This is a genomic window from Pseudomonas sp. D5(2026), assembly GCF_057766845.1.
In genome coordinates, this window is the sequence record NZ_CM173421.1 from 1,201,906 (window position 1) to 1,214,739 (window position 12,834).

The 12,834-nt window shown below is 59.8% G+C and carries 11 protein-coding genes, 2 tRNA genes and 1 rRNA gene; 11 read left to right on the forward strand and 3 right to left on the reverse strand.

The annotated features are described in order from the left end of the window. Window positions 1-146 precede the first annotated feature (146 nt). The 8 genes from AC3B5Q_RS05545 to AC3B5Q_RS05580 all read left to right on the forward strand — a co-directional run bounded on the left by AC3B5Q_RS05545 (window position 147) and on the right by AC3B5Q_RS05580 (window position 5,560). Window positions 147-839: a M949_RS01915 family surface polysaccharide biosynthesis protein gene (locus tag AC3B5Q_RS05545; protein ID WP_084850152.1), complete on the forward strand. Its 693-nt coding sequence runs from the start codon at window positions 147-149 to the stop codon at window positions 837-839. 63 nt (window positions 840-902) lie between these two features. After that, window positions 903-1,232, forward strand: a complete 330-nt coding sequence (locus tag AC3B5Q_RS05550; RefSeq protein ID WP_021785850.1) for a hypothetical protein — start codon at window positions 903-905, stop codon at window positions 1,230-1,232. A 67-nt stretch (window positions 1,233-1,299) separates the two neighbouring features. Further along, the gene (locus tag AC3B5Q_RS05555) at window positions 1,300-1,461 is read left to right on the forward strand and encodes a hypothetical protein (protein WP_021785851.1); all 162 of its coding nucleotides are present in this window, start codon (window positions 1,300-1,302) and stop codon (window positions 1,459-1,461) included. Window positions 1,462-1,596: 135 nt separating this feature from the next. Then, complete coding sequence (ccoM, locus tag AC3B5Q_RS05560; protein WP_003254862.1) at window positions 1,597-1,713, forward strand: cytochrome c oxidase subunit CcoM; 117 nt, start codon at window positions 1,597-1,599, stop codon at window positions 1,711-1,713. A 216-nt stretch (window positions 1,714-1,929) separates the two neighbouring features. After that, window positions 1,930-3,918: an FUSC family protein gene (locus AC3B5Q_RS05565; protein WP_021785852.1), complete on the forward strand. Its 1,989-nt coding sequence runs from the start codon at window positions 1,930-1,932 to the stop codon at window positions 3,916-3,918. Beyond that, complete coding sequence (locus AC3B5Q_RS05570; protein WP_012051433.1) at window positions 3,905-4,111, forward strand: DUF1656 domain-containing protein; 207 nt, start codon at window positions 3,905-3,907, stop codon at window positions 4,109-4,111. The genes AC3B5Q_RS05565 and AC3B5Q_RS05570 overlap by 14 nt, the downstream gene beginning before the upstream one ends. A 12-nt stretch (window positions 4,112-4,123) precedes the next feature. Beyond that, window positions 4,124-4,993 (forward strand): efflux RND transporter periplasmic adaptor subunit, encoded by an 870-nt coding sequence (locus AC3B5Q_RS05575; RefSeq protein WP_021785853.1) that lies wholly within the window; start codon window positions 4,124-4,126, stop codon window positions 4,991-4,993. A gap of 222 nt (window positions 4,994-5,215) precedes the next feature. Further along, window positions 5,216-5,560 carry a DUF2025 family protein gene (locus AC3B5Q_RS05580; RefSeq protein ID WP_021785854.1) on the forward strand — a complete coding sequence of 115 codons (345 nt, stop codon included), beginning with the start codon at window positions 5,216-5,218 and terminating at the stop codon, window positions 5,558-5,560. Between the two features lie 16 nt (window positions 5,561-5,576). Here the strand turns inward: AC3B5Q_RS05580 and AC3B5Q_RS05585 are convergent, their stop codons facing one another. The 3 genes from AC3B5Q_RS05585 to AC3B5Q_RS05595 all read right to left on the reverse strand — a co-directional run bounded on the left by AC3B5Q_RS05585 (window position 5,577) and on the right by AC3B5Q_RS05595 (window position 10,462). Continuing rightward, a complete protein-coding gene (locus tag AC3B5Q_RS05585; protein WP_021785855.1) occupies window positions 5,577-8,159 on the reverse strand; it encodes a bifunctional diguanylate cyclase/phosphodiesterase in 2,583 nt (860 codons plus the stop codon). A 51-nt stretch (window positions 8,160-8,210) separates the two neighbouring features. Beyond that, entirely contained in the window at window positions 8,211-9,284 is a 1,074-nt protein-coding gene (locus AC3B5Q_RS05590) for a diguanylate cyclase (RefSeq protein WP_488393119.1), read from the reverse strand. Window positions 9,285-9,565: 281 nt separating this feature from the next. Further along, window positions 9,566-10,462, reverse strand: coding sequence for a formate/nitrite transporter family protein (locus tag AC3B5Q_RS05595; RefSeq protein WP_488392880.1), 897 nt, complete (start codon window positions 10,460-10,462; stop codon window positions 9,566-9,568). A 456-nt stretch (window positions 10,463-10,918) separates the two neighbouring features. Between AC3B5Q_RS05595 and AC3B5Q_RS05600 the strand changes: the two genes are divergently transcribed. The 3 genes from AC3B5Q_RS05600 to AC3B5Q_RS05610 all read left to right on the forward strand — a co-directional run bounded on the left by AC3B5Q_RS05600 (window position 10,919) and on the right by AC3B5Q_RS05610 (window position 12,718). After that, window positions 10,919-12,455, forward strand: a 16S ribosomal RNA gene (locus tag AC3B5Q_RS05600). A gap of 85 nt (window positions 12,456-12,540) precedes the next feature. Further along, window positions 12,541-12,617, forward strand: a tRNA-Ile gene (locus tag AC3B5Q_RS05605). 25 nt (window positions 12,618-12,642) lie between these two features. Then, window positions 12,643-12,718, forward strand: a tRNA-Ala gene (locus AC3B5Q_RS05610). Window positions 12,719-12,834 lie beyond the last annotated feature (116 nt).

The following is a 12,834-nucleotide window of genomic DNA, read 5'->3' on the forward strand; positions in this document are numbered from 1 at the left end:
CCTGAACTCCCGCGGTGAAAAAGCCGATTATGTTAACGGATCGGCCGATCAGACCAAAGTGCCGATAGCACCGAAAAGTATTGAAAGGCACAGTCTAGTCGTTTCATCGCTCTGCACAGGGTCGCCGACGAGGGCTCCGGATCAACATGTCTGCCAAGCACCGCTGGATCAGCGCTTCGATAGCCGTAGGCAGCCTGGTGCTGCTGAGCGCCTGTGAGCAGAAAAACTTTGAGACATTGCCCCCCATCCCGATGGAGCAGCTTGAGGTGCTGGGCGTGCAGACGCCGATAAAGAGTGTGCACTTTCGTGACGTTGATGGAGAAGGGCTGCTGGTTCTGAGCCGCAGCGATGGCCAGGCCAGCGACCTTGAAAGCGAACAGGAAGTGGACAGGGTGGTGCTCAAGGCCACCTTGTACGGGCGCACGGCCGAGAACGACACCTTCAAGGCGCGCTGGCAGATCGAGCAGGAAACCACCTGCCCGGGGCTGGACCTGGACGTGGACTTCTATAATGACGTCAGTGATGTCAGCGACCTGAACAAGAATGGCGTGGCCGAGGTAACGGTGGCCAGCCATGCGTTCTGCGGCGGCGGTATCGACCCGCATGATATCGCCCTCGAGATGCGTGAAGGGCAGGCCATTTACACCATTACCGGCCAGTCGCTGATCACCCCGGCGGGGGAGGAACCGGTCGGTGGTGAGCGCGAGGACAGCGCTTCGCTGAAAGCCGCGCCGCAGGTATTGCGCGATCATATGGATGCAGTTTGGCAGCAGGTGTACAAGCGACCCTGGAGCGAGGCCAGCCCGCCAGACGACGACCCTGGTGACGAAGCCGAGTAAATGTTGCCCATGACATCAAGGTAAAGCTGCGCCTGCCGATACAGGGGGCATAGGAGAACGTCCATGCTGCCGCCGATCATTCCGCTCAGTGCCGCCCCGGTCACCTCGCAACAGGACCCGGTCAAACCAACCCCTGACATCAAACCGGTGGTGCCGGCGCAGCCTGCATCCGGCGAAAGTGCCATTGACCTCAAGCGCCAGCGCGACCCGCAAGAGCAGGTATTGTTGCTGCGCGATGAACAGCGCCGCCAGCAGCAACGCCGGCAAAAGGGCGAGCACGAGCGCTACGATGCCGTCCCGGGTGACGAGGTCAATGCCGACAACACGGTGCCGGTAGCGCCATTGATGGGCGAGCATGTACGCCAAGGGCTGCTGGTGGACATCGAAGTCTGATAAGGGGGCTGGTCAGCGCCTGCGCCTGGCTTCATCATGCAATTCTCTGTTGATCGTCGAGCCCCCCATGAGCCAAGACAACCTCATCGATTTCGAGGCCGAACGCGCCAAGCGCGTCCACGACCTCAAGGAAAAGCGGCTGAACGAAATGCGCAATGCTTTCGAGCAGGCCCTGCCATTGAGTACCACCAAGAAAAAGAAGCCCAAGGGCAAGCCGAAGAAGCGTTGAAACTTGACGCAGGTCAACCCTGCGCCCCCCTCGTGTGCCCGGCCCCGGGCGCCATTGACTCTGATCAATTTTTCGCGCCTCCACATTGGTTAACTTGCACCCATCGGACAACGGCAAACGAATGGGGAGGCCAGCATGTTCTTCGACAATGTGGTTATCGCCGGTGTGGTAACGGTCGGGTTGATGGTTGCCTTCTTTGCCGGTCTGGGCATTTTCATCTGGAAGGACTCGAACAAGCGCAAGCCGCGCTGACCTTCCGGGTACACGAGCACGCAAGGCATTTAGGGCGACTTCGGTCGCCCATTTTTTTGCCTGCATTTTTTATATTGCCCGAGTCGGCCCCTTTTGCAGCGGCGGCGAATCTGCAATCGAATAAACATGGTTAGCTAGCTAATTAATCGTTTCCGCTTTATTCTTCCCACCATTGTCTATCTTTTCAGTAAGACCATTCCCCGCAAGGTCCGCCTCGTGCCCATCACCTTTCAGGCCCTGTTCGCTCCCAGCAGCCTCGCCCTCAAGTTTGCCATCAAGACCCTGCTCGGTGGCGGCCTGGCGTTGTGGCTGGCAATGCGCTGGGGGCTGGAGCAACCCTCCTGGGCATTGATGACTGCTTTCATCGTCGCCCAGCCGCTATCGGGCATGGTGGTGCAGAAAGGCTTGGCGCGGTTGGCCGGCACGTTGGTCGGCACAGTCATGTCGGTGCTGTTCATCGGCCTGTTCGCCCAGACCCCCTGGCTGTTTTTGCTTACCTTGGCGCTGTGGCTGGCCCTGTGTACCGCCGCGTCCACCCAGTTGCGCAGCGCCTGGGCCTATGCTTTCGTGCTGGCCGGCTACACCGCAGCGATCATCGCACTGCCGGCAATCGACCATCCACTGCAGGTATTCGACCAGGCCGTGGCTCGCTGTACCGAGATCTGCCTGGGTATTTTCTGCGCAACAGCCAGCAGCGCCTTGCTCTGGCCCATGCGGGTCGAGCAGCAACTGGGCGGGCAGGCGCGGCAGGCCTGGCAGAACGGCCTGCAGGCCGCCAGAGCCATGCTGGGCGGAGAGGACGAGGCGCGCAAAGGCCTGCTGGAAAGCCTGGGACGCATCGTCGCCATCGACAGCCAACGTGAACATGCCTGGTTCGAGGGCAATCGCGGGCGCCAACGTGCCCGTGCCATTCGTGGCCTTAGCCAGAAACTGATGGTGCTGCTGCGGATTTCCCGTTCGGTGCGCCGCCAGTGGCGGCAACTGGATGAGCGTGAGGTCGAGCACCTGACGCCCTGGTTGCAGGAAGTGCGTGCGCTGCTGGATCAACCCGACCAGCCCAGCCTGTTGTTGTTGCGTCAGCGTATCTGGAATGCCGCACACGATGAGCAGATCAGTTCGGCGGAACACTTCTGCCTGGCGCGCATGGCCCTGCTGCTGGACTATGCCATGGCCGCCACCCAAGCACTTGAGGATGTGGAGGTGGGCAGGGCGCCCAAGGACGTGTCCCAGGGGCTGGCCGCGCACCGTGACTGGTCGCTGGCCTTGCTGTTCGGCTCGCGCAGCGCGCTGGCCTTTTTGGTAATGAGTGGCTTCTGGCTGGCCACGGCCTGGCCTTCTGCCCCGGGTGGATTGATATTGACCTGCGTGGTCTGCAGCCTGTTCGCCAGTCGCGAGAACGGCGCACAGATCGGCCTGAGCTTCCTGCGCGGGATATTCCTGGCGGTACCGGCGGCGTTTCTGGTCGGGCAGATCATACTGCCGCAATGGAGCAGTTTCGCCATGCTCTGCCTGGGCATGGGCGTGCCGCTGTTTCTAGGTGCACTGGGTATGGCCCATCCGCGTACCGGGGCTACGGCCACTTCCTATTGTCTGCACTTCATTGTGCTGGTGTCGCCGCTCAACGCCATGCAGTTCGGCGTGGCGACCATGCTGAACAGTGCACTGGCCATGCTGGTGGGGGTGTCGGCAGCGGTCATGGCCTTCCGCTTACTGGTGTTCCGCCACCCGGCCTGGCTGGGCCGGCGCTTGCGTGCTGCAACGCAGAACGACCTGGTGCGCTTGACTCGGCGCGATCTGCGCGGGGCTGACAGCTGGTTTGGCGGGCGCATGGCTGACCGGCTGATGCAACTGGCGCGGCATGCCAGTGAATTACCGGAAGGTGAACGCAAACGCTGGGATGACGGCCTACACGGGCTGGATATCGGCGACGAACTGGTGCACCTGCGCATGTGCCTGGCGGTCGCCCAGGCCCCTTTGGGGCCGGCCGAGCGCGAGTACCTTCAACAAGTGGAGGCAGTGTTGGCCAAAGGGCCGGCTGCCGGGCGTGGGCAGCGGCTGGATGCTGCCAGTGAGCAGTTCATTGCAGCGTTGCGTCGGCTGCCAGCCAGCGACCCGCTGCGGCTGGCCGAGGGGGCGGTGCTGCAATTGCAGAAGAGCTGGGGCAAATGGTGCCGCTGGCAGGAGGACACCCATGGGTTTGCGTGAGTGGGAAGTGGGCGGTGTGCTGCTCAGCCCGTTTCTGCTTTATGTCTTGTTGGCGCTGCTGCTTACCGGCCTGCTGCGCCTGGTGGTGCATGCCACGCCGTTGGGGCGCTGGATCTGGCATGAGGCGCTGTTCGACGCGGCGCTGTTCGTTTGTGTGTTGTTCCTGGTGGTACGCCTGCTGGGAACTTTATAAAGGAGTGTTTCGATGCGTGCGGCCGTACGTACTCTGGTGACCCTGTGTGTGGTGGCCCTGGCCGTGTTGGCCGGCTACCAGCTGTGGCAGTACTACATGCTCACCCCATGGACGCGCGATGCCCGTGTGCGCGCCGATGTGGTGGTGATAGCGCCTGATGTGTCTGGCTGGGTACGCGAGCTGAAGGTCCATGACAACCAGCAGGTCAAGGCTGGCGACCTGTTGATGAGTATTGACCGCGAGCGCTTCCAGGCCGCGTTCGATCAGGCTAGCGCGGTGACCGAGACCCGCGCCCAGCAACTGCGCTTGCGCGAGCGTGAAGCAGCCCGGCGTACTGCCCTGGGGCCAGAGGCGATCAGTGCCGAGTTGCGTGAAAACGCCCAGATCAATGCTGCCATCGCCCGTGGCGAGTTGCATGAAGCCGAGGCGCAGTTGCAGGTGGCCAAGATCAACCTGGCGCGCAGTGAAGTGCGGGCCCCGCGCAGCGGGCATATCACCAATCTGCGTCTGGCCGAAGGCAACTATGTGAACACCGGGGAATCGGTGATGGCGCTGGTGGATGATTCGACGTTCTACATCCAGGCCTATTTCGAGGAAACCAAGCTGCCGCGTATTCGCGTAGGGGACACCGTGAAAGTGTGGCTGATGGGTGCGGGTGAACCGATGCAGGGGCACGTGGAAAGCATCAGCCGCGGCATCACCGACCGCAACAGCAATCCGGACAGCCAGTTGCTGCCGGAGGTAGAGCCGACTTTCAACTGGGTGCGGCTGGCCCAGCGCATACCGGTGAGGATTCGCCTGGACCAGGTACCGGAAGGGCTGACCTTGAGTGCGGGGATGACGGCGAGTGTGCAGGTGCACGAGGACCGCGACCCGCAGTGATGGTGCTGCCTCAATAGACAGAAATGAAATTTTTGAAGCGGTACAGCCTGGTCGTGTGGAGAAGGCAGTACCGCTTGAGTTCGCCGACGACGTTGGGCAAACACGAAAAACTTGGCGAACGGCCCGCCAGTTGCGTTAGGCTGCCGCTGTGAGTTGCCCGACAGAGGCAACCCTTCTCCCGCCAGGCGTGCGTATCTTCCGATTTCATTGCGAGGTTACGTCATGGCCATCACTTCCCAGGATATCTGCAACGCCGCCGATCAGCTAAAGGGCTTTGTCGGTTTTCACGGCAAGCGCGGTGTTCATATCGTGCGTTTCTCCGAGGACGCGTTCGGCATGGACGTGGCCGACGCCAGTATCACCCCCTGCAGCGAGTTTGTCTGGCGGCCTGAAGGAGGACAGCGCATGGCGCTGTGCCGCGAACGGCTTTCGCTGTTGCTGGATCAGCATGTGGATGAACGCTTGAACATTGGTGAACCGCTGCGCGCCTACCTGCGCCGGTGTGATCTGCCCGAGATCGTGGCGCAGCGCAGCCTGCAGCAGCACACCCGGTCTGTGTCGCAGTAGCACAAGGCTGCTTCTGCTAGGGCTGTGCTGTGCTTTGGGATGTTTGGTGCAACAACGCCGCCAACCCTGCGCTGTCCAGTGGCCTGCTCAGGTAATAGCCTTGCACTTCATGGCAGCGGTCCTTTTCCAGCGCCTTGAGTTGATGTTCGCTTTCCACGCCTTCGGCTGTCACTGTCAGCCCCATCGCCTCGCCCAGGTTGATGATGGCCTGGACCACTGCGCGGTCGCTGCCGCCGTTGTTGTTCAGGCCGCTGATGAAGCGCTTGTCGATCTTGATACTGTCGAACGGGTAGGTACGCAGGTAGCCCAGCGAAGAATAGCCAGTGCCGAAATCATCCATGTTCAGGCGCACGCCGAGCTCCTTGAGCGACAGCATGGTGCCTAGCGCCCCTTCGATGTCATTGAGCATTACGTTCTCGGTAATTTCCAGTTCCAGCCGTTGGGCGGGGAAGGCCGTGTCGAGCAAGGTTTCGCGTACGTCGGCTACCACATCGCTGCGCAAGAACTGCGCAGGCGACAGGTTGACCGAAACCAGCACATCGGCCGGCCAGTCATGGGCAGTGCGGCAAGCTTCGCGCAGCACCCAGCGGCCCAGCGCAACAATGATGTCGCTCTGCTCGGCCAACGGGATGAAGGTGTCCGGCCCCAGCAACCCTTCCTGTGGGTGCTGCCAGCGCACCAAGGCCTCGACTGCGACGATACGCAGGTCCTCGAGGCGATAGCGCGGCTGGTAATGCAACTCGAACTCCTGATTGCGCAGGGCCCGGCGCAGGTCGTTCTCCAACTGGCGACGGTACTGGATCTGCTGGTTCATTTCGGCAACGAAGTAACGCCATGTGCTCTTTCCATCGGCCTTGGCCTGGTAAAGGGCGATGTCGGCGCAGCGGATCAGCTCGCCTGCATCGAAGCCCTGATTACGCGTCTGGGCAATGCCAATGCTGGCACCAATGTGCAGAGGCTGGCTGTCGAAGACGATGGGTTGCTGCAGCAGGCTGATCAGGCGCGCACAGAAGCGGTCGATCTCGCTGCTGTTGTCCATGCCGTTGAGTACCAGGATAAACTCGTCGCCGCCCAGACGCGCGACCAGGTCGCCATCGCGGGTGGTGTCACGCAGGCGCGTTGCCACTTCTTGCAGCACGGCATCTCCGGCGGCATGACCGAGCGAGTCGTTGATCGGCTTGAAGTTGTCCAGGTCCAGCAGCAACAAGGTCAGCGGCGGCGAATCACTGCCGCGCAGCAAGGCCTGCTCCAGGTGCCTGGCGAGTTTGTTGCGGTTGGCCAGCCCGGTCAGTGGGTCGTGCAGCGAAAGGTGCTGGATGCGCGCGTGGGCATCGACTTCGTCGGTGATATCGCTGGCGGTACCCCGAAAACCGATGGCCTTGCCATTGCGCCAGATAGCACGGGCGGATATCCGGCAGTAGCGGTTCTGGCCATTCTGGTCGCGGTAAGTGCAGCGCAGGTTGGCCAATTGTTGCGGGTCTGCGGTAACCAGGGTGTCCAGCCAAGGTGACAGCGGCGTGGTATCGCAGGCCAGCAATTGGTTGAGCGGGTGACCCAGCCAGCCGTCTACCGGGTAGCCGGTGACGTTGGCGAAGCGCTGCGACAGGTAAGTCAGGCGTTGTTGCCGGTCGGTCTCCCAGATCCAGTCGGACGCCGACTCGGCCACCGCGCGGAAACGCTGTTCGCTGGCCTCCAGGGCCTGGTTACTCTGTTGCAGGTGCACGAGCGTGAGGCCGATCGCTCGGGAACTGCGCAAGGCATGGCGAAACAGGTACAGCATCACCAGCCCAAGTATCAGCAGTGCGCCCAATAGTGTCGGCAATACTGCCCACAACAGTTGACGCCCCGGCAGCGGGCTGTTCCAGGTCAGATGGTAACCGGTGTCGCCCAGCTCTATACGCAGGTGGCTGTGATCCTGCATATCCTCCTTTTCCACGTGCATGCCGGTCAGGCCAGCGCCGTTGCCCAACTGCGCCAGTTTGCTTTCGGTGAGCTGATCAATGAACAGCATCACCGGCGCTTGGCTCACCTCGCTGTCGGTTACCTCCCGGTCCGGGCGCACAGCAGCTGCACTGAGTGCCGCCGGCCAGCCATTGAACAATACGAAACGGGTGACCTGCTCGCGTGAAGTTGCCGCCGCGCGGGCCTGTTCGATGATCGGCTGTAGGGGGGTATCTATATAGGTGTTGGCACCTGCCTGGCTGGGCTGGCCTTTGAACAAGGCATAGGTGGTACGGCTGTTTTCCACTACGAACACCCCTTCGTAGCCGCTGGCGCTGTACAACGACTCGCCTACGTTCTTTTCCTCGTAGGCCCATTGCCAGTCGGCTTGGCCCGCCAGGTGCTCGAAGGCTGCATCCCATACGGCATAGCTGGACAGAAACTGGCGCGAGGCGAGCAGCCGTTGTTCCAGCGCCTGGTTCGCATGGAAGGCGCTACGCTGGCGTTCCTGCTGGTCGAGCGTGGTAGCGATATTGAACAGAGCGCCGAGAATGACCAGGCAGGCCAGGCCGAACACTGCGCTGAAACCGGTAATAAGGTGGCGCACCTGAAAGCGTGGTGTGGGGCTAGCGGGTGGAAGCTTGGCGGTCCTGGCCATGCGCGAGCGGCTCCTTCAGGCAACCTCCCGCCAGGCAGTCAGGAAGGAGGTTCAATCAGGATAGGCCAGCCTGAGCGCGGCAGCTTGACCGGGGGCAAAATTGACCTGATCGCGGCCAGCGTGCTTGGCGATATACAGCGCCTTGTCCGCCTGTTCGAGCCAATGCTCGGGGGACTCGAGGTTGGCTTCGAAGGGCGACAGGCCGATACTCAGGCTGATGCGCAGGTGCGGTAGCTGCGGGTTGCGGTAGCTGGAAACCCGTTCGCGCAGGCGCTCCATGGCTTGGCAGGCCTGAGCTTGGCTGGTTTCGGGCAGGATCACACAGAACTCGTCGCCGCCGTATCGTCCGGCCTGGTCGCCCTCGCGCAGGCTTCGCCGCAGCTCAGCGCTGAGCTGGCGCAGTACGCAGTCACCGACCACATGACCGAAGGTGTCGTTGATGGTCTTGAAGTGATCGATGTCGATCAGGGCAATCACCGCGTGCCCCTGTTGCTGCTTGCAAACCTGGAACTTCAGCAGCAGCAGGTCCTTCCAGGCGCCGTGGTTGAACAGCCCGGTCAGGCTGTCGGTGAGGCTCAGGGCGCTCAGTCGGCGCTTGTGGTCGCCCAGCTTTATCGCAAGCTGGTAGCACACCCAGCCCAAGGTCAGCGGGTACAGCGTCAGCATTGGCAGGCACGCATAGACCTGCAGGGGCGTGGCGGTCAATTGCAAGCCAGGGCCAAGCAGCAGGAGAGCGGCGAGCATGCCAGCCAGTTGCGCCAGCCCTCCACGAAAGACCATGCGCTTTCCGCCGGCGGCGACGTTGTTCATCGTCATCATCGACAGTACGGTCACGCTGGGCAGCGGATTGAAGTGCATGGCGGCGGCCCAGAACCCGCCCATCAGCGAGTCCAGCAGGAGGTTACGCTGCTCTGCCTGGTAGGGCGCTGTCGAGCGGGCAGCCCACAGGTAGGCCATGTGCGGCCACAACAAACCGTTGAACAGTACCAGCAGCCACATCCAGGCGGGTGGCGACAGCGGCGCAATGGCCGCCATGACAGTGAACAGGCCGATTCCCAGGCCGACGACACGCGGCAGGTAGATGCGCTTGACGAATGAAAGCCCTTTGCCGTTGCGGTTGTCCATAATGCTCATATTCTTCCGCTGATGTACCGTTCATCGCATAATTCCCATGAATATTGTCGAACAGTGCTTCATCGGCGAGAAATGACCTTGCAAGCCAATTCACGGTTGATTCGATCACCGAGGGGGCATCAAGGCTTTCCTGTTGCTTGGGGGCGCCTGATGGTTCCTCCTGATGTTGGTCAGCCAGGCTGGACTCACCGGATCGCGTGCAGAGCGGGGGCAGCCCGGCCTGTTAGTCCCGCTGCCAGGGGCAGGAGCGAACCGTAGCGGTGCGCTGAGTATCACTTGCGCTCGTCCGAACTGCGCGGGGGTAGGGCCTCGTCATCGTTTAGAAGCCGCGAGGGTGGTTCGCCACTGTCACTACGCACCTGTGCATGGCTGATCAGGGCGAAGATGAAACTGCCGCCTATGATGTTGCCCGCCAGCGTCGGCAGTGCAAATTCCAGCCAGAAGCGGCTCCAGGTTTCTTCGCCCGCCCACACCAGGTAGGACACTTCGACTGATCCCACCACTATATGAGTGAAATCGCCGAGGGCCATCAGGTAGGTGATCATCAGAACGATCCAGATCTTGGCGTGCTCCATGGAGGGGATCATCCATACCATGGTGGCAATCATCCAGCCTGAGACGATGCCCTTGGCGAACATCTGGCTGATGTCGTTCTTCATTACCTTGCGGCCGACCTCCAGGAAAGCCACATCGGTCTTGCTGTCGAAGATCGGCAGTTCCAGCATCACCCAGGCGACCAGCAGGGTACCTGCCAGGTTGCCAAGTAGCACCACGCCCCAGAGACGTAACAGTCGCCCGAAGTTGGCCAGCGTAGGGGAGGTCATGACGGGCAGCACGGCGGTAAGCGTATTTTCGGTGAACAGTTGCTGCCGGGCCAGGATCACGGCAAGAAAGCCCGCGCTATAGCCGACGCTGGCGATCACGTGGGCACCAGCGCCTTCTGGCAGGCGGGCGTAAAACAGCCCCATGGCCATGAACGACAGCCCCATGGACAGGCCGGCGGCAAGTGCCGACCACCACAACGCGCCAAGTGTACGTTCCAGTTCCTGGTCGCCCTGGTAGCGAATGATCTCGTGCAGCAGTGCCGCCCGCGGTGGTTGGCTGTGGCTGACCTCCTGCTCTTCATCTGCCGAGAGGCCGGGGGTTTTCTCGCTTTGCCCATTGCTCATGGCCGCTACGCTCCGTGGTGTGTTTCTTTACAGATCCACTGCGCTTTCATTAGTTGCCAGGTAGGGGCAAAACGTTGACGGAAAAGTTTTTCAGAACAAGGTGTTGACTCTGATTTCAAAGGGCGTATTATTCGCCTCCTCGCAGCGATGAACGCTTCGGGACAAGCGGTAAGTTGTTGAAGTTGTTGGCTTTCGAAAGAAAGCGCTAGTAAAAACTTCAAAATAAACGCTTGACAGGCTCTGAGGAAAGCGTAGAATGCGCGCCTCGGTTGAGACGAAAAGCTCTTAACCAAACGCTCTTTAACAAATCGAATCAAGCAATTCGTGTGGGTGCTTGTGAGTACGGATTGATAGTCAAAAAGATTATCAGCATCACAAGTGACCATGCGAGAAATCACATAGTCATTTGAGATTGCTGAGCCAAGTTTAGGGTTTCTTAAAAACCCAAGCAGTATTGAACTGAAGAGTTTGATCATGGCTCAGATTGAACGCTGGCGGCAGGCCTAACACATGCAAGTCGAGCGGATGACGGGAGCTTGCTCCTTGATTCAGCGGCGGACGGGTGAGTAATGCCTAGGAATCTGCCTGGTAGTGGGGGACAACGTTTCGAAAGGAACGCTAATACCGCATACGTCCTACGGGAGAAAGCAGGGGACCTTCGGGCCTTGCGCTATCAGATGAGCCTAGGTCGGATTAGCTAGTTGGTGGGGTAATGGCTCACCAAGGCGACGATCCGTAACTGGTCTGAGAGGATGATCAGTCACACTGGAACTGAGACACGGTCCAGACTCCTACGGGAGGCAGCAGTGGGGAATATTGGACAATGGGCGAAAGCCTGATCCAGCCATGCCGCGTGTGTGAAGAAGGTCTTCGGATTGTAAAGCACTTTAAGTTGGGAGGAAGGGCAGTAAGTTAATACCTTGCTGTTTTGACGTTACCGACAGAATAAGCACCGGCTAACTCTGTGCCAGCAGCCGCGGTAATACAGAGGGTGCAAGCGTTAATCGGAATTACTGGGCGTAAAGCGCGCGTAGGTGGTTTGTTAAGTTGGATGTGAAAGCCCCGGGCTCAACCTGGGAACTGCATCCAAAACTGGCAAGCTAGAGTACGGTAGAGGGTGGTGGAATTTCCTGTGTAGCGGTGAAATGCGTAGATATAGGAAGGAACACCAGTGGCGAAGGCGACCACCTGGACTGATACTGACACTGAGGTGCGAAAGCGTGGGGAGCAAACAGGATTAGATACCCTGGTAGTCCACGCCGTAAACGATGTCAACTAGCCGTTGGAATCCTTGAGATTTTAGTGGCGCAGCTAACGCATTAAGTTGACCGCCTGGGGAGTACGGCCGCAAGGTTAAAACTCAAATGAATTGACGGGGGCCCGCACAAGCGGTGGAGCATGTGGTTTAATTCGAAGCAACGCGAAGAACCTTACCAGGCCTTGACATGCAGAGAACTTTCCAGAGATGGATTGGTGCCTTCGGGAACTCTGACACAGGTGCTGCATGGCTGTCGTCAGCTCGTGTCGTGAGATGTTGGGTTAAGTCCCGTAACGAGCGCAACCCTTGTCCTTAGTTACCAGCACGTTATGGTGGGCACTCTAAGGAGACTGCCGGTGACAAACCGGAGGAAGGTGGGGATGACGTCAAGTCATCATGGCCCTTACGGCCTGGGCTACACACGTGCTACAATGGTCGGTACAGAGGGTTGCCAAGCCGCGAGGTGGAGCTAATCTCACAAAACCGATCGTAGTCCGGATCGCAGTCTGCAACTCGACTGCGTGAAGTCGGAATCGCTAGTAATCGCGAATCAGAATGTCGCGGTGAATACGTTCCCGGGCCTTGTACACACCGCCCGTCACACCATGGGAGTGGGTTGCACCAGAAGTAGCTAGTCTAACCTTCGGGAGGACGGTTACCACGGTGTGATTCATGACTGGGGTGAAGTCGTAACAAGGTAGCCGTAGGGGAACCTGCGGCTGGATCACCTCCTTAATCGACGACATCAGCCTGCTGATGAGCTCCCACACGAATTGCTTGATTCATTGTAAAAGACGATGCTGTAAAGCGACCCTGTTATAGGTCTGTAGCTCAGTTGGTTAGAGCGCACCCCTGATAAGGGTGAGGTCGGCAGTTCAAATCTGCCCAGACCTACCATTACATGGTATTCGCCGTTGAATACGGGGCCATAGCTCAGCTGGGAGAGCGCCTGCCTTGCACGCAGGAGGTCAGCGGTTCGATCCCGCTTGGCTCCACCACTTTCGCCGTATGCAGTAGCTTGTCAGAACTTAGAAATGAACATTCACCTCGAATGTTGATTTCTGACTTTTGTCAGATCGTTCTTTAAAAATTCGGATATGTGATAGATATAGAC